Below are 23,380 nucleotides of genomic sequence, written 5' to 3' on the forward strand. Positions count from 1 at the left end.
ACGCGGGAAAACCGGGTCAGTCGTCGTCCCTGCGGTCAGCGTCCGCCAACGACTCGTCTGGCGGCTCCTCTGACGGCTCAAGGCCACCTGCCTTAACCTCGCGCCGATACTGCATGAGCGCTGCGGGAATGCTCAGCAGGTAAGCGAGCCCCGCCACCGTCAGGGTGATCCAGGGCTCCGATATCAGAAACGCGGCAAAGATCACCAAGCCAACCATGGCCATGCGGCGATGGGGCACCCGCAGCTTGATCCGCTTGGCGGAGAAGGTCGGCACCTTGCTGACCATGAGGACCGCCACCCCCAACAGAACCAGCAGGTTGATGACGTCGCTGCGCAGCACCATATCGCCGAACACGAAACTCATGGTCAGCGGCAGCAGCGCCAGCCCGGCCGCCGCCGGCGCCGGCACCCCGACGAAATAGCGCGAAGCAAGCGGTGCCGGATTTTCCTCGCCCAGGGCGGTATTGAAGCGGGCGAGCCGGAGCGCACAGCAGGCGGCATAGACCAGGCAGATCGCCCAGCCGAGACCGCCGGCATCCGAGAGGGTCCAGAGGAAGATCACCAGCGCCGGCGTCACACCGAAGGAGATGACATCGGAAAGCGAGTCCAGCTGGGCGCCGAATTCGCTTGTCGCCCCCATGAGGCGGGCAATACGGCCGTCCAGCCCGTCCAGCAGCATGGCGACGACGACCGCGGTGACGGCCAGCTCCCAACGCTCCTGCATCGCCATGCGCACAGCGGTCAGCCCTGCGCAGAGCGCCAGAAGCGTCAGCGCATTAGGAATCATCCGGTTGATCGAGAGGACCGAAACCCTGCGTCGTCGCAAACGGGCCACGCTAGCGTTCCTCGCCCTGGCGGGCCGGTTCCTGCGACAGCAAGTCGGCAATCACGGTTTCGCCTGCAATGGTCGTCTGGTAGGGCACCACCAGCGGCGAGACGCCCTCTGGAAGATAGACATCCATGCGGCTGCCGAAACGGATCAGGCCGAAGACCTGCCCCGCTTTGACAGGCTGGCCAAGCGACACATCGCAGATGATCCGTCGCGCCACCAAGCCGGCGATCTGAATGAAGGCAAGATCCACACCGTCATAGCTGGTGACCTTCAGGGACATGCGTTCGTTGTCGACCGACGCCTTATCCAGGGCGGCGTTCAGGAACTTGCCGGGCCGGTAGGAAAGCCCAGAGATCTTGCCGTCCAGCGGCACCCGATTCACATGAACGTTGAAGACATTGAGAAAGATCGAAATCCGCGTCAGCGGGGCGTCGCCCATCTCCAACTCGGGCGGCGGCGGCGCGCGTTCGATCATCTGCACCATGCCGTCTGCGGGGGCGATGACCAGCCCGGGGCGGCTCGGAGTCACCCGCGGCGGATCTCTGAAGAAATAGGTACAAAATCCGGCCAGCAACAGTCCAAGCCAGAAAAGCGGCGACCACAGCAGGCCGAGCAGAACTGCCAGGGCCAGGGCCGCTGCAATGAAGGGCCACCCGGCCCGGTTGATTGGCACTAGAACAGATCTAAACACGCGATGGTCTCGCCCTGTGGCTTGCTTGTGATCTGCAGTAATAGACCAGGGACCCCCCTTTCAAACAGCCGAAAATCAAGGCCGGCAACGCTTTACCGATCCTTAAAGGCTCCCATGCTACTCAAAAAGGCTGATGCAATGGGAGTATGTGCCTTGGACGCCTCGGGGAACGAGCCAAGCGAATCCGGAGCTGGAAAGAGCGCGGGACCGTCGACGGTCAAGAAGGTTGCGGAGGCCGCTCTGCCTCTGGAAGTGGGAAGTCTCGCCTTGGGGGAGGACGGCCACATCCAGCATGGCCGCGAAGACAGCCCTCTGCATTTTCGCTTTACCGCCTGTGGGTTGGATTTTGAGGCAGATCTGGCCGGCAAGGACGCGCCCCTGCGTCTGACCGCCCATCTCGGCAAGCTCCCCTACACCGCCCAGTCGCCTGACGGACGCCGGCTGGCACGGAGCGTCCTGGCAGCAACCGATCGTCTGCGCCGCGGCCAGATCCTGCTCACCGAAAATCAGGACATGATTTTGCAGGGCGAACTGACTCCGCCGAGCCCGAGAACCGCGGTGAACGTTATCGCCACGGCGACTGCGCTGATCCTCGACTTCAAGCCCTACATCGACCTTATGGCTGAAGCGCTCAACCTGCACCCGCCACGGCCAAGCGAACCCAAAAACGCCGAAGGGGAAGAGGCTGAGAGTGAAGATGTCGCTGCAACAGTTTCCTCTGACGAAGGCGCCACGATAGCCGAGACGGCGGATGACGAAGTAGCCGGTGACGAAGCAGCCGATGACGAAGCGGCCGATAACGAGGCAGCCAGCAAAGAGACGGGCGAAGATGGTGACGCAGCCGCCAAGGCCGCAGCCGTCGGCGAGACCTGAACCGCCCCATCCTTCAACGCGGACCTACCGACAAGGCACCATCAAGCGGAGCCTCTTCAGTCAACGCGCTTCAGTTCACTCTGGGTAAGGTGAAGACCTGACCGGGATAAATCAGATCCGGATCGCGAATCTGTTCTGCGTTGGCCTGATAGATCACCGTGTACTGCAGGCCTTCGCCATAAGACCGCCGGGCGATACGCCAGAGCGAATTGCCGGGTTGAACGATGACATAGCCCTCGTCGTCCTGAGCCAGCTTTGGAGCCTCCCGCGAGAACGGTGTCTCAACCCGCGCGACCACCGTGCCGTCGGCATTCACCTGATCGACCCGCAGGCTATGCAAGCCTTCGAGAATCGGAGAGGCCGGTGTCAGCTGCCAGCGGCCGTCGGCGCCTGCCACAGCTTCGCCGATCGGGCGGTTGTTCAGATAGACCAGCATCTCTGCGCCCGGCGCCGCCCGGCCACCTAAAATGGCGCGGCCTTCCTCGTTGTAATCAACAGAGTCCAGAACGAGACCGCCCTCCGCGATGCCTTCCGCCGGCCCCTGTGGCAGCACCTTGCTGGCGCCGCCTTCACGCGGCGTCAGGACCGCCAGCACAGGCGTGTCGTCCGCAACCCTCGCAGCACCTTGCTGATCCGACGATTGGCCAGCCGCCCCGCTTGGCGTTACCGCGTTTGACGGTCCGGCGGCAGGGGCTTTTGGTTCCGGGACCATGACAACCACAAGGTTCTCAGAAAGCTGTTTCTGCCCGTCCGGCGTCTTTGCCTCGATACCGATCTCGTGGCTGCCGGGCGCCAAAGGCTGTTCACTGACAATAGCCCAGGCCCCGCTGCCATCGGCCTTTGCCGTGCCGACGGTCGCACCCCCGGCCGATGTCACCTTGACCTCGCTGTCCGGCGCCGCACGGCCGGCGATTACCGTGTCGCCGCTCGGCTCGACTCTTACGACGTCGAAGGTCGGCCCACCGGCGGATGCAGCGGAATCCTGTCCTGCCGCTTCATCCTGCCCGCTGCGCAAAACCACCTGCGGCGCGGCGCTTTGCCCGGCTGAGGGTTGTTCAGTTGATGATTGCCCGGTTGAAGAGTTTGCATTGCCGTCGGCAACGGCGAGATCGCCGGACTGGGGCGGTTGCGGAGGCGGTGCATCGGCAGCTACGGCTGTTTCCCCGCCGCCGGACTGCGATGTTGCCGGCTGACTGGCAATGACCGGGGCCTCCTCTTCACCAGTGAAAAGCAGGTAACCCGCGACGACCGCCGCGACAAAGGCGGCGACGCCCAGACCAGCAACAAGCCTATTCAACTACCTAGCCTCCATACCCCACCTTACACCCTAGTACGCGGGCGGCGGAGGCGCAATGCCGTCCAGGTTGGGATCATGGTCCGCTAAGTGGCGGTAAACTCTTGAGATATATGGCAATTGCGGAAAGGTCATCGGCAGTCAGATGGCTGGTGCCATGCTCGATCACCTCCCCCATGGAGTCGCTGAGGTAGTCCCCCTCCGGCGTGAGCCCGTCGCGGATCGCCCAAACGATGTCCGATTCGCTCCACCCGGCGAGCGCCCCTTCAGCCGGTGTCAGATTGGGCACCTTGCCACCATCGGGTCCAAGCGGATTCCCAGCCAGTTCGCGATCCGGGTCGACGGCCCCCAGGGAGCCCCGAGGACTATGGCATTCGCCACAGTGGCTGAGATGGCGGACGAGATAGGCGCCCCGGTTCCAGGCAGCCTCGCGCGCCGGATCCGGCTCAAAGGCGCCGGCCTCGAAATACAGCGTCTTCCAGATGCCCAGGGTGAACCGCATGCTGTAGGGAAAGTCCAATTCGTGCGGTTTGTTGACCGTCTCAACCGGGTCCTGCGCGAAGAGATAGGCCTTCAGGTCCCTGATATCCGCATCCGTCATACCGGTGTAGGACGTGTAGGGAAACGCCGGATAATAGGGATCGCCCGCCGGCGTAACGCCATGGCGCAGGGCATCGTGAAACTCCGCGTCGCTCCAGGCGCCAATGCCGTGTTCAGGGTGCGGGGTGATGTTGGGGCTGTAGAAGGTGCCGAAGGGCGTTTTCAGCGCACGTCCGCCGGCCAGAGGCGCACCGCCACCCTTCTCGTCCGTGTGGCAGCCATAGCAGCCGGCGGCGCGCAGGACATAGGCGCCGCGCTGTACGGCTTCACTCGTGCCGGGGTCATCCCCGTTCGCCTGGCTCTCCTGGCCAAAGGCGATCGAGGCGACGCTGAAGGCGCACAACAGCGCGAGGAAAATGGTCGCAAGCAGTCCGCGTAGCTGAGTACCGGGCATGGGATCCCCCACGTCTAAGTCAGGCGCTCCAGTTTTTCACAGGACGCGGACAAGAAAAAGGTGGCGGGCGCAATAGCCGCACCCGCCACCGGTTCATCCGCGATCCGGAAGTCGGTCGCGTTTATCCGTCGACCTTCGGGCCGCGGTAGGTTTTGTGGCAACCGCCGCAGCCTTCTTTGCCGAAGTTGGCGAACTGCGCCTGGATCGCACCGGCGTCACCGCTGTTAAGGACAGCGGACAGCTTTGCCGCCTCCTCTTCCAGCACCTTGCCGCGCGCCAGGAACCCGTCCCAGTCCGACCAGATGTTCGCCTTTGAGCGGTTCTTACCGACTTTGTCCATCTCCTCCAAAGTCGCCTCGACCTTGAAGACATCGGGGATTGCAGTGGCAATCTCGCCGATCTTGGTCGCAGCGGCCGAAGCTTCAGCGGCTGTTCCTTTGGAGTCTTTTACGAATTCGGCGATGATCTTCATGTTGCCACCGACCGCCTTCATCGCCTCTTGGCGTTCTTTCACGGCTGCCACCTGCGCTCCGTGGCCATCCGCCTGCGCGGGCTGAACCAGATTGTCAGAAACCAGCAAGCCCCCTGCGGCAATCGCCAGACTGCCGGCTGCTGCAAAGATCGTCTTTCTCAGCATTTGATCTGCTCCTTAGCTTGTTTGTGCCCTGTTCCCAGAACTGACGGGTTCCCAGAACTGACGGGCATTCTTAAAGCGTCTTGCGAGCGGCGCAGACGATCCCCCAAGCGACCTTCTATGGCGACTGACCGCCGGACTTGTGCTAAAGGTGACCGCGTTAAGATGACGCCGAATTACAGTAGCCTATCGCCAATCAATTTCAATCGCGCCCTGCCTCGCCCCCTCACAGTAACGAGTTTGTGATGACGAATCTGAATGCGCTCTGCGTGTACTGCGGCTCTTCCGGCCAGGTCCGCGAAAGCCATCTCGCCGCGGCCCGGAAGCTTGGTCAGCTCGCTGCACAGAATGCCGTGGACATTGTCTTCGGCGGCGGCCGTGTCGGCCTGATGGGCGCAGTAGCGGAGGGCGCACTTGAGGCCGGCGGCAAGGTCATCGGTATCATTCCTGAGCACCTGGAGGTGCTGGAAGTCGGCCTGCGCAGCGCCAGCGAGTACATCGTCGTCGACTCCATGCACAGCCGGAAACAGATGATGGCGGAGCGCTCAGATGCCTTCTGCGCCCTGCCGGGCGGTCTCGGCACCCTGGACGAGACCTTCGAGATCATCACCTGGCGCCAGTTGAAGCTGCATGACAAGCCGATCCTGCTGGCCAACATCGACGGCTTCTGGGACCCGCTGCTACGCCTGATTGATCACCAGATCGCCGAAGGCTACCTGCGCGGTCCGACCGCGGGGCTTTATCAGGTCGTCGACCGGGTGGAGGATGTGTTGACGGCAGCCGCAAGCGCGCCCCGGCCGGCGATCCCCGACAAGATCGAGCAGATGTAAGCTGCAGCGGGCGCAAGAGCCCGGGACCGGCCGCGCCGCAGACCGGCTCCCCCTCTCTTGCACCGCCCGGCTGGCCTGCTATGTTGCGGCGCAAATCGACGGCCCGGCCGATCAGCGGCGCCTCCCGGGCCAGAAAATCCCAGATCAGTACTTCCGGAGAATTCAGATGGGCAAAATCAAGGTCAAAAACCCGATTGTCGAACTCGACGGCGACGAGATGACACGGATCATCTGGGAGAAGATCAAGGAAAAGCTGATCCTTCCCTATCTCGACGTCGATTTGAAATACTACGACCTCTCGGTCGAGAAGCGCGACGAGACGAACGACCAGATCACCATCGATTCGGCCAATGCCATCAAAGAGCACCGTGTCGGTGTGAAATGCGCCACCATCACGCCGGACGAGGCCCGCGTGGAAGAGTTCGGCCTCAAGAAAATGTGGCGCTCGCCCAACGGCACGATCCGCAACATCGTCGGCGGCACGATCTTTCGTCAGCCCATCATCATGAAGAACGTGCCGCGGCTGGTGCCCGGATGGACCCAGCCGGTCGTCATCGGCCGCCATGCCTTCGGCGACCAGTACCGGGCGACCGACTTCAAGGTTCCCGGACCGGGCAAGCTGACCATGACGTTCCAGCCCGAAGGCGGCGGCGAGGCCACCACCTATGACATCTTCGACTTCCCCGAGTCCGGCGTCGCCATGGGCATGTACAACCTGGATGAGTCGATCCGCGGTTTCGCCCGTGCCTGCCTGAACTACGGCCTGAACCTCGGCTGGCCGGTCTATCTCTCCACCAAGAACACCATCCTCAAGGTCTATGACGGGCGCTTCAAGGACATCTTTCAGGAGACCTTCGACAAGGAGTTCAAGGAGGCCTTCGACGCCAAGGGCATCCACTATGAGCACCGCCTGATCGACGATATGGTGGCCGCCGCCATGAAATGGTCCGGCGGCTACGTTTGGGCCTGCAAGAACTACGACGGCGACGTGCAGTCGGACACCGTGGCTCAGGGCTTCGGATCACTCGGCCTCATGACCTCTGTGCTGATGACCCCGGACGGCAAGACCATCGAGGCCGAGGCCGCCCACGGCACGGTGACCCGTCACTATCGCCTGCATCAGCAAGGCAAGCCGACCTCGACCAATCCCATCGCCTCGATCTTTGCCTGGACCCGCGGCCTGCATTTCCGCGGCGTCTTCGACGAGACGCCGGATGTGGTGAAATTCGCCGGCGATCTGGAAAAGGTCTGCATCGACACGGTCGAATCCGGCTTCATGACAAAGGACCTGGCCTTGCTGATCGCCCCGGATCAGAAGTGGCTGACCACCGACGAATTCATGGACAAGCTGGACGAAAACCTGCAAAAGGCCATGGGTTAAGCCCACCCGCCCCGCAGAATTCTGGGCCCGGTAAACTTCTGGAGCGCTCCCCGTGAAGACACTCCTCTCACTTCTCGCAATCGGATTTCTCGTTATGACCACTTCCATCGATGAGGCAGCAGCCGCCCCGGACCCGGAGAACGTCCTGGTCATGGAGTTGAAGGACGGTATCGTCCGCATTGAGATGCTGCCCGACCTCGCCCCCCAGCACGTCGAGCAGATCAAGAAGCTGACCCGCGACGGCTTCTACGACGGCATCGTCTTCCACCGGGTGATGGAGGGCTTCATGGCGCAGACCGGTGATCCCACAGGCACCGGGCGCGGCGGCTCCGACCTGCCCGACCTGCCCGCCGAGTTCTCCGCCGAGCCCTTCGAGCGCGGTGTCGTCGGCATGGCCCGCTCGCAGAGCCCCAACAGCGCCAACAGCCAGTTCTTCATCACCTTTGCCCCCGCCCGTTTTCTGGACAAGCAGTACACGGTCTGGGGCCGCGTGATCGAGGGGATGGAGTTCGTCGACATGATCAAAAAGGCGCCGCGCAGCGACCAGAGCGGCACCGTGCGTGATCCCGACAAGATCATCACGCTGCGGATCGCCGCCGACGTCGACTAGCCGACCGGCAAGGCTGCGGGCTCTGTTCATCGCAACAGCGGCCCGGCCTTGTCCCAAGACATCGACGTTCCCGGCTATGGAACTGAGCGGTACACAGTTGGAGCAGTTGGAGAGGCTGGGCGACCTGCTGATCGGCTATGGCGTGGACCTGGTCGCCGGCATCGTCATCCTCAGCCTCGGCTGGCTGTTTGCGGGCTGGGCCCGGCGCGCCGTGCTGCGGCTGCTCGACCGCACCCCGAGGATGGATCGCACCCTGCGCCCGGTGATTGCCAGCATCGTGCGCTACGTCATCCTGATCCTGGTGGTCGTCGCGGTACTGGCGCAGTTCGGCGTACAGACGACCAGCATCATCGCCATTCTGGGCGCCGCCGGCATTGCGGTGGGCCTGGCCCTGCAGGGAACGCTCCAGAACATCGCCGCCGGCATGATGCTCCTGTTCCTGCGGCCGTTCCAGGTCGGCGACTACATCGATGCCGAGGGTCTGGCCGGAACCGTCGAGGAGATCGGCCTTTTCGTCACCCAGTTGACCACTTTCGACGGCCTATACCGTTCGGTGCCGAACGCCCGGCTTTGGAATGCGGCCATCGTAAACTACAGCCGCCTGCCCACCCGGCGTCTGGATCTGCAGGTCGGCATCAGCTACGACGACGATGTGGCCAAAGCGCAGGCGCTGCTGCTCGGCATCTTGCAGCGCGACATCAGGATCAAAGACGATCCGGCCCCACAGGTGCTGGTAACGGACCTGGCCGACAGTGCGGTCGTTTTGAACCTGCGCTGCTGGTGCGGCAAGGACGACTATTGGGATCTGCTGTTCGACCTCACCAAGACAGTGAAGCTCGAACTCGATGAAAACGGATTCAGCATTCCCTTCCCGCAGCGGGAAGTTCATGTCGTCAGCAATGCTGCCGATGCGCCCGAGACGGGCAAAGCACGCGACTAACCAGCCGCTTCGCCCTGACCCCTAACCGGCGGCGAGCGCCGCCTCAATGGCCGACACGGCCTTTGCCGCCGAAGCGCCGTCCGGGCCGCCGGCCTGGGCCATGTCAGGCCGCCCGCCGCCACCCTTGCCGCCCAGCGCCTGCGAGCCGACCTTTACCAGATCGAGCGCCGAAGCCTTGCCGGTTGCGTCTTCGGTGACGCCCACCACCAAGGAGGCCTTGCCCTCGTTGACCGCCACCAGGACGACCACGCCGCTGCCGATCTGCTTTTTCAGATCATCCGCCATCGGTTTCAGCTCGCGCGGCGGAATGTCCTCCAGAACCCGGGCCGCGAACTTCAGGCCCGCAACTTCGCGGGTATCGTCGGAGGCCGCGCCGCTGCCGCCGGTCGCCAGTTTGCGCCGCAGATCGCCGACTTCGCGGTCAAGACGTTTGCGCTCTTCCAGCAGGGCGGCGATACGGTCGGGCAGATCCTCCGGCGTCGTTTTCATCAACGCGGCAGCCTCGGTCAGGGCGCTGCCCTGCTGAGCCACATGACCGCCCGCCGCCTCGCCGGCCACCGCCTCGATACGGCGCACGCCGGAGGCCAGCGCAGCCTCCCCGGTGATCTTGAAGAAACCGATGTCGCCGGTACGCCTGACGTGGGTGCCGCCGCAGAGCTCGGTCGAGAACTGCCGTCCGCCCTTCACCGGATCTTCGCCGCCCATGGAAAGCACCCGCACCTCGTCGCCGTACTTTTCGCCGAAGAGCGCCAGCGCGCCCTCTTCAATGGCCTCATCGGGCGTCATGAAGCGGGTCTCCACTGCCGCGTTGGCGCGGATCCGGCGGTTCACCTCGGCCTCGACCACCGCTATGTCTTCCGCCGTCAGCGGCTTGGGATGGCTGATATCGAAACGCAGGCGATCCTCCGCGACCAGGGAGCCTTTCTGGGTCACATGCTCGCCCAGACGCCGCCGCAGAGCCTCGTTCAAAAGATGAGTGGCGGAGTGATGGGCGCGCAGCGCCGTGCGGCGGCGGCCGTCGACCCTCAGTTCGACCGCATCGCCGACCTTAAGGGTGCCGTGCGCCATCTTGCCTTGGTGAACGTAGAGGTCGCCGAGCTTCTTCTGCGTATCCCCAACCTGAAGTTCGCCGCCCTCGGCACTGAAGATCGCGCCTTTGTCCCCTTCCTGACCGCCGGATTCGCCGTAGAACGGCGTCTGGTTCACCAGCAGTTGGACGTCCTGACCGGCCGAAACCTCGGATACCTCCGCGCCGTCGACCAGCAGAGCGGTGATCTGCCCTTCCGCCGTCTCGGTGCCGTAGCCCAGAAACTCCGTCGCCCCCAGGCGGTCACGCAGCTCGAACCACAGGGTTTCGGTGGCCGCGTCGCCGGAACCGGCCCAGGCCTTGCGGGCCGCGGCGCGCTGACGCTCCATCGCTACATCGAAACCCTCGGTATCGACGCTACGGCCCTGGCCGCGCAGGATGTCCTGGGTCAAGTCCAGCGGAAAACCGTAGGTGTCGTAGAGTTTGAAGGCGACCTCTCCGGCAAGAGCCTCGCTGCCGCCCAGTTTGTCGGTCTCTTCCTCCAGCAACTTCAGGCCGCGGTCCAGGGTGTCCTTGAAGCGGGTTTCCTCCAGCTTCAGGGTCTCGGTGATCAGCGCGTCGGCCCGGGTGAGTTCCGGAAAGGCCACCCCCATCATCGATACCAAGGAGGGCACGAGACGCCAGACCAAGGGGTCCTTGCAGCCCAGCTTGTGGGCATGGCGCATCCCGCGGCGCATGATACGCCGCAGAACATAGCCGCGCCCCTCGTTCGACGGCAGCACGCCGTCGGCGATCAGGAAGGCGCTGGCCCGCAGGTGGTCGGCGATCACCCGATGCGAGACGGCATGCTCGCCATCGGCGGCCTGGCCGGAATGCTCCGCCGAAGCCTCGATGATCGCGCGCAGCAAGTCTGTGTCGTAGTTGTCGTGCTTGCCCTGCAGGACGGCGGCAATTCGCTCCAGCCCCATGCCGGTGTCGATGGAGGGCTTCGGCAGATCGTTGCGGGTCGCCGCATCGATCTGCTCGTACTGCATGAAGACGAGGTTCCAGATCTCGACGAAGCGGTCGCCGTCTTCGTCGGGACTGCCCGGCGGCCCGCCGGGGATATGATCGCCGTGATCGAAAAAGATCTCGGAACAGGGGCCGCAGGGACCGGTATCGCCCATGGCCCAGAAATTGTCGGAGGTCGAAATGCGGATGATGCGTTCGTCCGGCAGCCCGGCGATCTTCTTCCAAAGCGCTGCCGCATCGTCGTCTTCGGAATAGACCGTGACCAGCAGCTTCCCCGGCGGCAGACCGAACTCCTTCGTCACCAGGTTCCAGGCCAGTTCAATAGCCAGATCCTTGAAATAGTCGCCGAAGGAAAAGTTCCCCAACATCTCGAAGAAGGTGTGGTGACGCGAGGTGTACCCGACGTTTTCAAGGTCGTTGTGCTTACCGCCGGCCCGCAGGCACTTCTGGGAGGTGACCGCCCGGTTGTAGGGACGGGTCTCGTTACCGGTGAAAACGTTCTTGAACTGCACCATCCCTGCCGCGGTGAAAAGCAGCGTCGGATCGTTGTGGGGAACCAGCGAGGACGAGTCGACGATCTCGTGCCCATTGCGCCCGAAGTAGTCCAGAAACGCGGTCCGAATTTCGTTGCCAGTTGTCATGATCTATATTTATTGGCCAGCGGCTTGCGCCTCAAGTTGGAATTGTTCCAGAAAGCGTCGGGCGCAAGCCTTGCCGCCGTTCCGAAGCAGGGGGTTGTAGCGCGCCCCTCCGGGCCTGTCCACCGAAAGCCAGGGCGTCGAATCGGGTCCGGAGGCCTGGGCCCGGAGCCTCGACCCAGGCTTTGCCCTGGCATTTTCCCCCCCTTCCGACTATGTGAAGGGGAACTTTGCCGGCCAAAGACCGCGTCGGCGCATTCGATCTGCAGGAGACAGGCTCCCCTTATGGCATTGCAAGCAGCAGCTTCAAACGACAGCACCAAAGGCCGCGACATGGGCGACCGTAGCGAGACCACCCACCAGACCCCGCCCGCGCGCGGGGGAAATCTCGGCTTTCTTTTCGCCCTCGGCATTCTGGCGGCTCTGGCGGGCAGCCCGACGGAGAGCCTGGCCCAGAACCAGGCACCCAACCAGGCTCCGGTCGTCAATCCCCGGCCGACGCTGCAGCCGACCGGCGAGAAGATCGGCGATTGGGACCTGGTCTGCACCGTCCCCAACGCCGCAACCGCCGGGACCCAACCGGAGGCCTGCTTCATCACCCAGCAGTTCCTGGAGCCGAACTCCGGCCAGCCGATCCTGAAAATCACCATCGGCTACTTCGGCAACAACCGGAGTACGGCAGGGGCCGTGATCGCCATGCCCCTCGGTATCCCTTTGTCTCGTGGTGTACAGATCGGCGTTGACGGACGGCCGGTATCGACGGTGCCGTTTCAGTTTTGCCGGCGCGACGGTTGCCAGGCGTTTGTGGAGATGAACGACACCATCGTGAACGCCTTCAAGGCAGGAAACCAGGGCGCCACCACGGTCCGGTCGGGTGAGAACGAAACCATCAACATGCCCTTCTCGCTCAGCGGCTTTACCGCAGGCTTTGCCCGGATCAAATAGCAGAACCGGTCAAACAAAGGACGAAACGCGAAAGCGGGCCCCTCAAGAAGGGCCCGCTTTTTGTTTGTCTGGGTCCGCGTACTCTCTTGGGCCCGGGCTTCAGGAAGAGGCTGCGCCCTCCTCGCCGGCTTCCCCATCGCCACTCTCCGGAACGCCTTCCAGCATCGCGGCGGAAACGAGACCGGCATTCTCGCGAACCTTGTGCTCAATCTGGGCCGCAATCTCCGGATTCTCTTTCAGGAAGGTCTTGGCGTTCTCCCGGCCCTGGCCGATACGCTGTCCCTGACAGGAAAACCAGGCGCCGGCCTTATCGACGATACCGGCCTGGACGCCAAGGTCGAGAAGCTCCCCGGTCTTGGAGATTCCCTCACCGTAGGTAATGTCGAACTCCACGACCCGAAACGGCGGCGCCATCTTGTTCTTCACCACCTTGACCCTCGTCTGGTTGCCGACCACCAGATCCTTGTCCTTGATCGCCCCAATGCGCCGGATATCAAGACGCACGGAGGAATAGAACTTCAGCGCATGGCCGCCGGTGGTGGTCTCCGGGTTGCCGAACATAACGCCGATCTTCATACGGATCTGGTTGATGAAGATTACCAGGGTCTGAGACTTGGAAATCGAGCTGGTCAGTTTGCGCAAAGCCTGGCTCATCAGCCGCGCCTGCAGCCCTGGGAGCGAATCGCCCATGTCGCCTTCCAACTCGGCCCGGGGCACCAAAGCCGCCACCGAGTCGACGACGAGAACGTCGACCGCGCCGGAACGCACGAGGGTGTCGGCAATCTCCAGCGCCTGCTCGCCGGCGTCCGGCTGAGACACCAGCAGTTCCTCGACGTTCACACCGAGTTTCGCGGCGTAGACCGGATCCATCGCATGCTCTGCATCGATAAAAGCGCAGGTCCCGCCGGTTTTCTGCGCTTCGGCCACCACATGCAGCGCTAGGGTGGTTTTGCCGGAGCTCTCCGGCCCATAAATCTCGACAACCCGGCCGCGCGGCAGGCCGCCGATGCCCAAACCGATATCGAGGCCCAGCGATCCCGTCGAAACCACCTCGGTTTCCACGACATCGTTCTCGCCCAGCCGCATGATCGAACCCTTACCGAAGGCCCGCTCAATCTGGCCGAGCGCTGAATCCAAGGCTTTTTTCTTATCCACCGAGCCTGTCTCCACCACCCGCAAAGCGCTGTTCACCATGATTTTGATCCTTATCACATAGGGTTCGGGCAACTGCAATGCGCCATTGTGTACCAACTTTGTTCTTTTTTGCCAAGCGGAAACAGGATCAAAATGAGAACATTCCGAAAATCTTAGGACAAATATGCCTAAATTTCTAGATATCGGTATCGCCCTGGAACAGGCGCCTTAGCGACGAAGGCAAAGCGCTCGGTGCGTCCCCAGCCAGCGCTTTCGCGCGGGCACTATTCGCCGAGAACTTCCTTCACCTTGCCGGCGAGCTGCTTGAGGCTGAAGGGTTTGGGCAGGAAGTGAATGCCGGCGTCCTCGTCCAGACGCTTGCGGAAGCTGTCTTCGGCATAGCCTGATATGAAGATCACCTTCAGATCCGGACGCTGCGCGCGCACCTCTTTCACCAGGCTGGGCCCGTCCAGGCGCGGCATCACCACGTCGGTGACCAGCAGGTCGATCGGCTCCTGCTCGCCGTTGAGCATCTCCAACGCCGTCTCGCCGGAGTTCGCTTCCAGGACATTGTAGCCCTTGTTGCGCAGCGCCCGGGCGCTGAAGGCGCGGACTGCGTCCTCGTCCTCGACCAGCATCAGCGTGCCGGCGCCGGTGAGGTCACGCCGGTCCTGGGCCTCGGCATCGGCGATGCTCTCGACCACGTCCTCTTCGGCCGCCTGCGGCAGAAAGATGGAAAACACCGTGCCGTGATCCAGGTTGCTCTCAACGAAAACATAGCCGCCGGTCTGCTTGACGATGCCATAGACCGTCGAAAGCCCCAGCCCGGTGCCCGCCCCCACCTCTTTGGTGGAAAAGAAGGGATCGAAGATCCGGTCCAGAATGTCCGCGGGGATGCCACTGCCGTTGTCTTCCACCTCGATCAAGGCGTAGCTGCCCGGCGGCATCGTCTCGTCCTTGGACTTGCGTTCCTTTTCCACCTGCACACTGGCGGTGCGGATGGTCAGCACGCCACCGCCCTGCATTGCGTCGCGGGCGTTCACGGCCAGGTTGATGATCACCTGCTCCAGTTGGCCCTGATCGGCTTTGATCATGCCCAGATCGCGGCCGTGATTCATCTTCAGCTCGATGTTCTCACCGATCAGGCGGCGCAGAAGATGTGAAAGTTCGGCCAGAATATCGGTGATGTTGAGCAGGCGCGGCTGCAGTGTCTGCTGTCGCGAGAAGGCCAGGAGCTGGCGCACCAGGTTGGCGGCCCGGTTGGCGTTCTGCTTGACCTGCATGATATCCGCAAAAGACTGGTCGCCGGGCCGGTGGCGCAGCAGCAGCAGGTCGGAAAAGCCGATCATCGCGGTCAGCAGGTTGTTGAAGTCATGGGCAATGCCGCCCGCCAGTTGGCCCACCGCCTGCATCTTCTGGGACTGGGCGAATTGCTGCTCCAGGTTCTTCTGCTCGGTACTGTCGATGAAATGCACCACAAAGCCGGCAAGGGATCCGTCCGCCCCCTGGGTGCGATTGACGTAGAGCGTGCAGACCTGCCCCTCCCCGCCCGCCAGTTTGGCTTCAAGCGGGGCGGCGGGGCCGGCCTCGACGCCGCTGTCACCGGGCTGCAGAACCTGACGCAGCGGCGCGACATCGTCTTGCGACAAAAGGTCGAAGACCGAAACCGCGCGAACCTCTTGCGCGGGCTTGCCGATCAGCCGGCTGAATGCCTCGTTACACTCCTGAACCATCCCCTTCGGGTCGATCAGCAGAATGCCCGCCGGCGCCTTGGCAAAGAGCTGTTCGAAACGCTGTTCCGACTCCTCCAAGGCCGTTGCCATAGCGGCCTCGCGGGATAGGTCACGAACCACGGAGCGGGTGCGCGCCACCGCGCCAATCTCATCCAGGACGACGTCCTGGCGGATCGACGCCCGAAAACCCTCACCCTTGGCGCCCTTCAAGCGCACCTCGCCCTGAGACCTTTCCTGATCGCCGAAGGGGTCGAAAGCGCAGGTCCCCTCGGGCAGGGCATCCTGCACAACGTCATGCAGTCTGGTCCGGCCCTGCTCGAGATCGTTCTGGGCCAGCCCGAGCCACTCGCAGAGCGTATGGTTGGCAAAGAGAAAGCGTCCTTCCGCGTCGCAGGAGTAAAAGCCGACGGGCGCGTTCTCCAACAGATCGACGAAGCGCTCCTGCTCCTCGCGCATGATCTGCTCCATCTGGCGGCGCGGAGTAATGTCGTCGACCACCCAATAGACACAGCCGGGATGATCGGCCAGGGGATAGGCGGCAACAAAGCGCCAGTCATATCCCTCAGCCGGCGCACGGCCGCCAGCGGTGGCGATGGCGCTGCCCGAAGGCACGCGGATCTCAACCGAACCGGCAACTCCCTCGCGAGCCTGCTCGGCGAGTTGGCGGAGCTGTCCGGAAGCCTCCACATCTCCCTGAACCTGTTCCGCCAACATCTCGGGGATCGACCGTGCATCACCGGCGAAGAAAGCCTCCAGGGCCGGGTTGGCGAGCAGGATGCGGCCCTTTCCGGAGACCACCTGCCAGGGCTTCGGGACCGCGGCAAAGACCGCCCGGCAGAGGCTGTGGCGCTGAAACCAGTAGCGGGCCGCGGCGGCACCCGCCAGCGCCCCTGCGAGCCCCCCCAGGGCAAAGCACAGCAGTTCCAGCACTAGCGAGGCTCCCAAGGCGGGCAACGACGGCCCGAAGCGGCCGGGGCGGGCATAGACAGGTATCCTTGGATCATCCGGGCGATCCTAACGTCGAATGGTTAACCAAGATTAACCAAAGCAAGGAGATTGACAACAGAGCTGGGATTTCAGGCGAACTGGGGTCGGTACCCTAGCGCCGTTTGCGGCCCGGCATGTTGCGTCGCAGGTTCATCACGAAGCTGATGATCTCCGCCACCGCCTTGTAGTGCTCCGGCGGTATTTCCTGATCGATCTCCACAGCGGCATGGAGTGCCCGGGCAACCGGCGGGTTCTCCACCACGGTGATGTCGTACTCCTCCGCGATTTCACGAATCCGGAAGGCGATGTTGTCGACACCCTTGGCCAGCAGCTTCGGCGCCGCCATGGTGGCCTGATCGTATTTCAGGGCGACGGCATAGTGGGTCGGGTTGGTGATCACGACGTCGGCTTCGGGCACCGCCGCCATCATCCGCTTGCGGGCCCGCTCCGCGCGGATCTGGCGCAGGCGGCCCTTGATCATCGGATCGCCTTCGGTCTGCTTGTTCTCGTCCTTGATCTGCTGCTTGGTCATGCGCAGCTCTTTGTGGTGCTGGTAGCGCTGATAGAGAATGTCGATCAGGGTGATGATGCTCATCACCGAGAGAACCCCGATGATGACCTTCACCGCTTCCCAGCGGACCAAAGCCAGCACCGCCTCGACGCTCATGCTGGGCATGTCGAGAACCATGTAGCGGTCCGGCCAGATTATGACGGCGACGACGGTGGCCACGATCGCCAGTTTCAACAGACCCTTCGCAAAGTCGGCCAGGGCCCGGCTCGAAAACATCTTCTTGAAGCCGCGCTTGAACCCGATATTGGAGAGCTTCGGCTTGATCTGTTCGTTAGTGACGATGATGCCGTTCTGGATGGTGCCGGCAAGCAGACCGGCCAGCAGAATGATCGCCAGGGGAATGGCGGAGACTTTGAGAATATCCACCGCCGTCCCGATCAGCATCTGCTGGAGCATACCGTTGTCCAGCGAAAGCAGATGCGGCTGCTCGACGAAAGGCACCATCAGCCCGCCGAAGTCGGACATCAGGGATTCGGAAAAGATACCGACGAGAATGGCCAGTGCCAGGATCATGAACCAGTGGGAGACTTCCTGAGAGCGGGCGACCTGCCCCTTCTCGCGCGCATCCGAGAGGCGCTTTGATGTCGGTTCTTCTGTTTTTTGTGAGTCGTCGTCTTCACCCGCCATCGTCCAGGCTCCTCACAGAGGACCGACGAAGGGCAGCATGACGTCCTGAAAGCCCGAGATGAACCAGCCCATGATGGCCGGCAGTGCAATCATCAAAACCGCGAGGCCGATCAGGATCTGCAGCGGAATGGCAATAAAGAAGACCTGCATCTGCGGCATCAGCCGCGCCAGCAGGCCGAGCCCGAGGTTGAAGATCAGACCGATCGCAATGAAGGGCGAAGCAATCTGGAAACCGAGCAGAAAGGCCTTGGCCACCACCCGGGTGATCATCTGCGACAGATCCCCCGTCAACAGGGGCTGCCCGGGCACGAAAAGCTGATAGCTGTCGATCACGCCGCGCAAAAGCAGGTGGTGCAGATCGAGCACCAGAATGATCAGAAGCGCCAGGGTCGAGAGGAAAGAGCCGGCGATAGAGCCCTGCTGCGCGGCCGTCGGATCGCTGGTCAGGGCGTTGGCCAGGCCGGTCACCGTGGCGATCATCATGCCGCCGATGGAAAGCGCAGACATCAGGATGCGCGCCAGAGAACCCAGGAAAAGCCCGATGAAGGCCTCGCCAAAGATCAGCAGTATCAGAGCCATCGGGCTGGCCGGCAGAGCCGGCAGGGAGGGCGCAACCGCCGGGTGGATCACCAGGGAAACCATGAGGGCGAGCAGCAAGCGGACACGCGAGGAGATGTAGCTTTCGCCGAAACCCGGCATCAGCATGAGGGCCGTGCCCATGCGTACGAAAATCAGCAGCAGGGCGAAAATCTGAGCGGGAAGCAGCTCGGCAAGCATGACCCGCTACCCGAGGGCGATCATGCGGTCGAAAAGCGTCTGTGAGAAAGACGTCAGGCTGGTCAGCATGAACGGCAACAGCATCATCACCCCGACGAAAATGACGATGATCTTGGGAACAAAGGTCAGAGTCATTTCCTGGATCGAGGTCAGCGCCTGGAAAAGGGCGATCGCCAAGCCGACGGCCAGCGCCATCAGCATAACGGGAGCACCGACCTTGAGCATCACATAGATCGTCTCGCGGCCGATCTCAATGGCTTCCGTGCCGTTCAAGAGATCTGCTCCCAACTCTCAAAAAAACGTCCAACCCCCGTCATTGCGCGCCTCTAGATCGGCATGCGCAGGATTTCCTGGTAGGCCTGCACGACCCTGTCGCGCAGCGTTACCACCGTCTGCAGGGTCATCTCCGCGTTGGACACCGCCATCACTACTTCGGTCATATCGGCCGTACCGGCGGCAGCCTTCAGGGTCTGGCTCTCACCTTCCAGCATGGTGTCGGCGGCGCGCTCGGCGGCGTTGCGCAGCATGGTCGAGAAATCGGCGCCGCCCTGGTCGCGGGCTGCCAGACCGGGCGACCCGCCCTCACGCAGCATTTTATCATAGGCCTGAACGGCGCCGCTGGGATTGGTAATCATTGCACACTCCTTGAGGCTTCAACGATGCCTCTGGGAGCCGTCCTGGCGATCAACACCGCCATCCTGGCGATGTAAAAGGGGCTGCGCGGCTAGCGCAGGATATCGATGGTCTTCTGCAGCATGGAACGCGAGGACTCGATGACCTTAAGGTTGGCCTCGTAGCTACGCTGCGCCTCACGCATATCCGACATTTCCATCAGTGAATTCACATTCGGGGTCAGCACGTAACCGTTCTCGTCGGCGGCCGGATGGCCGGGCTCATAGCGCCGGCCGAAGGCGCCGCGGTCGGCGACGATGGAATCGACCCGGACGGTTTCAACGCCGTTTGCGTGGTCGAGCACGTTTTCGAAGGTGACCAGCTTGCGGCGATAGGGTTCGCCGCCGGGGGTCTGGGCGGTCGAATTGGCATTCGCAATGTTCTCGGCAATCACCCGCAGACGCGTCCCCTGGGAACGCATGCCGGCGGCCGAGATATTCAGTGACTTTTCAAGATCCATAGGTGATCAAGTCTCCTGCTCTTGCGCGACCGACGGGCCGCTACTGACGCCCACGCAGCGCCATCTTCATCATCGCAACCTGCTTGCGATAAAGGTTGGTGATGGCGTTGTAATCGTTCTGCGTCTGCGCGACCTTGACCAGCTGTTCCTCGATGATCACGGCATTTCCGGAAGGCGCCATCTCGTAACCGTTCTTCTGTTCGGCACTGCGAAGATCGACACCCCGGCTGGAGGACGTCTGGATATGCCCGGGTTGTGTCGTCTCCGGCCCCATCAGAGGCATCGCCTGGCGCTCCACCATGCGGCGGAATTGCTGAGGTTTCAGATCATGCGGAACGAAGTCCGGGGTATCGGCATTGGCGATGTTCTGCGCCAGAACCTTCTGGCGTTGGCCAAGCCAATCCATCCGTTTGGCAAGCAAATTGAAGATTCCCGGTTTCCCGTCCATGACGTTCCTGATCAAGCATCGACAAGTCTCAGGACCCCTGGAAACCCCCGGTTCCACAGGTCTGTAGGCTCTATGATCAAGCCTGCCTTGTTAAGAATCCGTAAAACGGGCTAAATTGTATCTATTAACCATGGTCGGGGGGCCGGGGAGCCGAAGAGGTCGATGCTTTATTTGACGCGTAAGATCGGCGAGTCCGTGATCATCAATGATGATATCGAGGTCACCGTGGTGGATATCCGCGGGAAATCGATAAAGCTTGGGTTTACCTTTCCAAGCGATGCCACGGTTCTGCGGCGTGAGATTTTCGAACGCATACAGGAAGAAAACCGGGCCGCCGCTGCTGTCGGCGACGAGGCTCTGGCCGATGCGATTCGCGATGCCGGAAGCGCCCCTGCGTCTCCGCCCGCGCCGGCCGCCCCTCCCAAGACCGAGACCGGCTCCTAACGCATTCTAGATCTTTGCTTTTTTTGGTCCTGCCCGGGGCAACTCTAACCATTCATTAAGCATGATGGGTCACCATCGGGAAACCAACGGAGGTCACTTCGTTGACCCGTCCTGCTGTCGCCGGAAAGGCACAGCGGTCGGCCGAGTGAATCTGCAGCCCGACGGAACCCGGTGTGACCAGGAAAGACACTCCAGCGCAGACAGTCCCTCAGGACAAGGGGTCCGGTGCGCCCGCCGGCGGGCGCGCGGCGGCCAGCCTGGCCATTGCCCTGGAAAATGTGAACGCCGAATCTCTCGAGCGAATCGCCGGCACCGATAGCACCGACAAAAGCGGATCACCTGAGGCGCGAAACCCGGGTGGTCCCAGGATCACCGCCTCGGGACGCGGCGCCGTTGCGGAACAGATTCTGCAGATCGCCTTTGAGCGCGGCATCAAGGTGCGCAAAGACCGTGACCTGGCGGAGATCCTTTCCGTCGTCGAGGTCGAAAGCGAAATCCCCCTGGCCGCTCTGGCCGGCGTAGCTGAGATTCTACGCTACCTCTACCAGACCGACGCCGGTGTGGCGGATGGTCCAGCACGCACCGCGGCCGGAGACACTGCCAGTACGGACGAATTCACGACCAGGATTGACGAGGAGAAAAGACCATGACGGCGCAAGACAACAGCCTGCGCGGCACCATCGAAGCGGAGATGGGCGCCCTGGCCAGCCGCCTGCGCGCCGCGCGCCAGACACTGGCCAGCGGAACCATCGTTGATCTGACGCCCATAGAGCAGGATGTGCGCTGGCTTTGCAGTTCCATCGACGCCCTGCCCGGCGGCGAAAAGCGTCAGTTGCATCCGCGTCTCATGGGGCTCCTGGAAGAGATCAACTATCTGGGTGAGAACCTGCGGGCCGGCTTGGGCGAGTTGGCGCAACTGCTGGGCGCCGCCGGCGAACGCAGGCGGGCGCTTTCCGCCTACGCCTCGCAAAAGCCCAACAAGCCCTAGACAGAGCAACCGGGGGCGCTTCGATGGATCTCGCAGAGTATCTTCGCTTCTTTCTGGCTCTGGGCTTCGTCCTGATCCTGATCGCGATTCTGGCCGCGCTGGTGCGCCGGTCCGGTCTTGGCGACCGGCTGGCCGTGGCCAAAACCACGGCGGGTCGGCGGCTCGACCTCATCGAAGTGCGGCCGCTGGATGCCAAACGCAAACTGGTCCTGCTGCGCCGCGACGACCGGGAACACCTGGTCCTGCTGGGCAGCAGCAGCGATCTGCTTATCGAAAGCGACATCCCTGCCGCACCGCGGCCGGCAGTCGAGGCCGCAACCATGGTCCAGAATGATGGCGAACCCACGACTTTTGCCAACCGGATGATGGCCAAACTGCGGGGAGCCCCTTCATGAGCAGACGCCCCCTTCCCCTGGCCTTCTGCCTGGCGGCCTTACCGGCAGCCCTGCTGCTGGTCGCCCCTGACACCGCCTGGGCACAGGCGCTGACCTTCGATCTCGGCGCCGAGACCGCCGGCACAACCACCGGGCGGATCATTCAGTTGATCGCCCTCATTACCGTGCTGTCCCTGGCGCCTTCGATCCTGGTGATGATGACCTCCTTCACCCGCATCGTGGTGGTGCTGTCGTTCCTGCGTACGGCCATGGGTCTTCAGCAGACACCGCCGAATTCGGTGATCGTCAGCCTTGCGCTCTTCCTCACCGCCTTCGTGATGATGCCGACCCTGGAGGCCGTCTACGACGAAGCCCTGGAGCCGCTGATCGCCGAGGACATCGACGAATTCGAGGCCCTGGACCGGGCCCAGGCCCCGGTGCGCGATTTCATGCTGAGCCATGTTCGCGAATCCGATCTCAGGCTGTTTCTCGACCTGACTGAAACAGAGGCCGTGGAAAACCCGGAGGAGACGCCGATGCGGGCGCTCATTCCCGCCTTCATGATCAGCGAACTGCGGCGGGCCTTCGAGATCGGCTTCCTGCTGTTCCTGCCGTTCCTGATCATCGACATGGTCGTGGCCTCGATCCTCATGTCCATGGGCATGATGATGCTGCCGCCGATCATGATCTCCCTGCCCTTCAAGCTGATCTTCTTCGTGCTGGTCGACGGCTGGTACATGGTCGCCGGCAGTCTGGTCCAGAGCTACGGCGGATAGGGTCCACCCGTCGTAGGGCTAGCGATGGCCGGGGCCTTCGCTTGAAACCAAAGCGCGAAAGTGAGAATCGCGCAAATTCTAACGATTCCCGTGGCTTGACAGGTGGGACAACCGAAACTTGGCCCTGGACGGGAAGGCGCAAAGCTTTACGCTGTTCAGCGAACCAGACCCCAGCCGTTGGCCGGGAATCACGGGTACGGAGCCTCGCCGTGTTCAAGTCCTGGACTGTTCTCTTTATGACCGCGACCCTGTCCCTTGCTCTTCCGGCCTCGGCGGCGGAGCCCGCGGATGCGGTCATCGACAAGGCGCAACAGGACTGCCGGTCGTTCGAAAACGGTGTCTTCGCGATGACCGACCGGGCGGTCTCTCTTGTCGACCTGACGGGCGACGGCAAAGCCGAGAAGATCATTGATGCACACCACTTCTCCTGCTCGTCCGCGGCCTCCCTCTTCTGCGGAACCGGCGGCTGCATGCTCACCATCATCGCCGGGGGAAAGCCGACCGAGTTTCTGGCGAAGGGATGGAAAGTCGTGCAGTGGAACGGTCAGGCAATCCTACTGCTCGCCGTTCACGGCAGCGCCTGCGGCGGCACCAATCTGCGACAGTGTTTCAAAGCAGTAGTGTGGAGCGAGGACGGGTTCCGGAGCCTGGACGGCGAGTAACCGCAGCGGATTCCGCGTCAGTTCACC

Annotated in this window: 26 protein-coding genes; 12 read left to right on the forward strand and 14 right to left on the reverse strand. The window is 62.7% G+C overall.

Going from position 1 to position 23,380, the window contains the following annotated elements:
• Positions 1-16: 16 nt before the first annotated feature.
• Both pssA and ACP146_RS15000 read right to left on the reverse strand, forming a co-directional pair.
• Positions 17-835, reverse strand: coding sequence for a CDP-diacylglycerol--serine O-phosphatidyltransferase (gene pssA, locus ACP146_RS14995; protein WP_422367556.1), 819 nt, complete (start codon positions 833-835; stop codon positions 17-19).
• A 1-nt stretch (position 836) separates the two neighbouring features.
• Positions 837-1,523 (reverse strand): phosphatidylserine decarboxylase, encoded by a 687-nt coding sequence (locus ACP146_RS15000; RefSeq protein ID WP_422367557.1) that lies wholly within the window; start codon positions 1,521-1,523, stop codon positions 837-839.
• A 153-nt stretch (positions 1,524-1,676) separates the two neighbouring features.
• Between ACP146_RS15000 and ACP146_RS15005 the strand changes: the two genes are divergently transcribed.
• On the forward strand, positions 1,677-2,396 hold the full coding sequence (locus ACP146_RS15005; RefSeq protein WP_422367558.1) for a hypothetical protein: 720 nt from the start codon (positions 1,677-1,679) through the stop codon (positions 2,394-2,396).
• Between the two features lie 70 nt (positions 2,397-2,466).
• Here ACP146_RS15005 and ACP146_RS15010 read toward each other — a convergent pair whose 3' ends face one another.
• The 3 genes from ACP146_RS15010 to ACP146_RS15020 all read right to left on the reverse strand — a co-directional run bounded on the left by ACP146_RS15010 (position 2,467) and on the right by ACP146_RS15020 (position 5,321).
• On the reverse strand, positions 2,467-3,693 hold the full coding sequence (locus ACP146_RS15010; protein ID WP_422367559.1) for an Ig-like domain-containing protein: 1,227 nt from the start codon (positions 3,691-3,693) through the stop codon (positions 2,467-2,469).
• 73 nt (positions 3,694-3,766) lie between these two features.
• Entirely contained in the window at positions 3,767-4,684 is a 918-nt protein-coding gene (locus ACP146_RS15015; RefSeq protein WP_422367560.1) for a c-type cytochrome, read from the reverse strand.
• Between the two features lie 121 nt (positions 4,685-4,805).
• Positions 4,806-5,321, reverse strand: a complete 516-nt coding sequence (locus tag ACP146_RS15020) for a c-type cytochrome (protein ID WP_422367561.1) — start codon at positions 5,319-5,321, stop codon at positions 4,806-4,808.
• 242 nt (positions 5,322-5,563) lie between these two features.
• Between ACP146_RS15020 and ACP146_RS15025 the strand changes: the two genes are divergently transcribed.
• The 4 genes from ACP146_RS15025 (at position 5,564) to ACP146_RS15040 (ending at position 9,079) form a co-directional block, all read left to right on the forward strand.
• Entirely contained in the window at positions 5,564-6,148 is a 585-nt protein-coding gene (locus ACP146_RS15025; RefSeq protein WP_422367562.1) for a TIGR00730 family Rossman fold protein, read from the forward strand.
• A gap of 166 nt (positions 6,149-6,314) precedes the next feature.
• A complete protein-coding gene (locus ACP146_RS15030) occupies positions 6,315-7,529 on the forward strand; it encodes an NADP-dependent isocitrate dehydrogenase (protein ID WP_422367563.1) in 1,215 nt (404 codons plus the stop codon).
• A gap of 94 nt (positions 7,530-7,623) precedes the next feature.
• On the forward strand, positions 7,624-8,139 hold the full coding sequence (locus ACP146_RS15035; RefSeq protein ID WP_422367564.1) for a peptidylprolyl isomerase: 516 nt from the start codon (positions 7,624-7,626) through the stop codon (positions 8,137-8,139).
• A gap of 76 nt (positions 8,140-8,215) precedes the next feature.
• Positions 8,216-9,079, forward strand: coding sequence for a mechanosensitive ion channel family protein (locus tag ACP146_RS15040; RefSeq protein ID WP_422367565.1), 864 nt, complete (start codon positions 8,216-8,218; stop codon positions 9,077-9,079).
• Positions 9,080-9,100: 21 nt separating this feature from the next.
• Here ACP146_RS15040 and alaS read toward each other — a convergent pair whose 3' ends face one another.
• Positions 9,101-11,758 carry an alanine--tRNA ligase gene (gene alaS, locus ACP146_RS15045; protein WP_422367566.1) on the reverse strand — a complete coding sequence of 886 codons (2,658 nt, stop codon included), beginning with the start codon at positions 11,756-11,758 and terminating at the stop codon, positions 9,101-9,103.
• Positions 11,759-12,040: 282 nt separating this feature from the next.
• On the opposite strand from alaS, the gene ACP146_RS15050 reads away from it, so the two are divergent.
• Positions 12,041-12,700: an invasion associated locus B family protein gene (locus ACP146_RS15050; protein WP_422367567.1), complete on the forward strand. Its 660-nt coding sequence runs from the start codon at positions 12,041-12,043 to the stop codon at positions 12,698-12,700.
• 99 nt (positions 12,701-12,799) lie between these two features.
• On the opposite strand, the gene recA is transcribed toward ACP146_RS15050, so the two are convergent.
• The 8 genes from recA to flgB form a co-directional block, all read right to left on the reverse strand.
• Positions 12,800-13,894 carry a recombinase RecA gene (gene recA, locus ACP146_RS15055; RefSeq protein ID WP_422367568.1) on the reverse strand — a complete coding sequence of 365 codons (1,095 nt, stop codon included), beginning with the start codon at positions 13,892-13,894 and terminating at the stop codon, positions 12,800-12,802.
• 224 nt (positions 13,895-14,118) lie between these two features.
• Positions 14,119-16,497 (reverse strand): PAS domain S-box protein, encoded by a 2,379-nt coding sequence (locus tag ACP146_RS15060; protein WP_422367569.1) that lies wholly within the window; start codon positions 16,495-16,497, stop codon positions 14,119-14,121.
• Between the two features lie 169 nt (positions 16,498-16,666).
• Positions 16,667-17,752 carry a flagellar biosynthesis protein FlhB gene (gene flhB / locus ACP146_RS15065; RefSeq protein WP_422367570.1) on the reverse strand — a complete coding sequence of 362 codons (1,086 nt, stop codon included), beginning with the start codon at positions 17,750-17,752 and terminating at the stop codon, positions 16,667-16,669.
• A gap of 12 nt (positions 17,753-17,764) precedes the next feature.
• Complete coding sequence (gene fliR, locus ACP146_RS15070) at positions 17,765-18,529, reverse strand: flagellar biosynthetic protein FliR (RefSeq protein WP_422367571.1); 765 nt, start codon at positions 18,527-18,529, stop codon at positions 17,765-17,767.
• Between the two features lie 6 nt (positions 18,530-18,535).
• A complete protein-coding gene (fliQ, locus tag ACP146_RS15075; RefSeq protein WP_422367572.1) occupies positions 18,536-18,802 on the reverse strand; it encodes a flagellar biosynthesis protein FliQ in 267 nt (88 codons plus the stop codon).
• Positions 18,803-18,855: 53 nt separating this feature from the next.
• Positions 18,856-19,164: a flagellar hook-basal body complex protein FliE gene (fliE, locus tag ACP146_RS15080; protein ID WP_422367573.1), complete on the reverse strand. Its 309-nt coding sequence runs from the start codon at positions 19,162-19,164 to the stop codon at positions 18,856-18,858.
• A gap of 89 nt (positions 19,165-19,253) precedes the next feature.
• The gene (gene flgC, locus ACP146_RS15085; protein ID WP_422367574.1) at positions 19,254-19,661 is read right to left on the reverse strand and encodes a flagellar basal body rod protein FlgC; all 408 of its coding nucleotides are present in this window, start codon (positions 19,659-19,661) and stop codon (positions 19,254-19,256) included.
• Between the two features lie 40 nt (positions 19,662-19,701).
• Complete coding sequence (gene flgB, locus ACP146_RS15090) at positions 19,702-20,082, reverse strand: flagellar basal body rod protein FlgB (RefSeq protein ID WP_422367575.1); 381 nt, start codon at positions 20,080-20,082, stop codon at positions 19,702-19,704.
• A 189-nt stretch (positions 20,083-20,271) separates the two neighbouring features.
• Between flgB and csrA the strand changes: the two genes are divergently transcribed.
• From csrA to ACP146_RS15120, 6 genes are all read left to right on the forward strand, one after another.
• Positions 20,272-20,553, forward strand: coding sequence for a carbon storage regulator CsrA (gene csrA / locus ACP146_RS15095; RefSeq protein WP_422367576.1), 282 nt, complete (start codon positions 20,272-20,274; stop codon positions 20,551-20,553).
• A gap of 173 nt (positions 20,554-20,726) precedes the next feature.
• On the forward strand, positions 20,727-21,203 hold the full coding sequence (locus ACP146_RS15100; RefSeq protein WP_422367577.1) for an EscU/YscU/HrcU family type III secretion system export apparatus switch protein: 477 nt from the start codon (positions 20,727-20,729) through the stop codon (positions 21,201-21,203).
• The gene (locus ACP146_RS15105) at positions 21,200-21,541 is read left to right on the forward strand and encodes a hypothetical protein (RefSeq protein WP_422367578.1); all 342 of its coding nucleotides are present in this window, start codon (positions 21,200-21,202) and stop codon (positions 21,539-21,541) included. Before ACP146_RS15100 ends, ACP146_RS15105 begins: the two co-directional genes overlap by 4 nt.
• 23 nt (positions 21,542-21,564) lie before the next feature.
• Positions 21,565-21,936 carry a hypothetical protein gene (locus tag ACP146_RS15110; protein ID WP_422367579.1) on the forward strand — a complete coding sequence of 124 codons (372 nt, stop codon included), beginning with the start codon at positions 21,565-21,567 and terminating at the stop codon, positions 21,934-21,936.
• Positions 21,933-22,691, forward strand: a complete 759-nt coding sequence (gene fliP, locus ACP146_RS15115) for a flagellar type III secretion system pore protein FliP (protein ID WP_422367580.1) — start codon at positions 21,933-21,935, stop codon at positions 22,689-22,691. Before ACP146_RS15110 ends, fliP begins: the two co-directional genes overlap by 4 nt.
• A 236-nt stretch (positions 22,692-22,927) precedes the next feature.
• Complete coding sequence (locus tag ACP146_RS15120; protein WP_422367581.1) at positions 22,928-23,353, forward strand: hypothetical protein; 426 nt, start codon at positions 22,928-22,930, stop codon at positions 23,351-23,353.
• Positions 23,354-23,380 lie beyond the last annotated feature (27 nt).

The organism is Pelagibius sp. (genome assembly GCF_965249265.1).
In the GTDB taxonomy this organism is placed as follows: Bacteria; Pseudomonadota; Alphaproteobacteria; order Kiloniellales; family Kiloniellaceae; genus Pelagibius.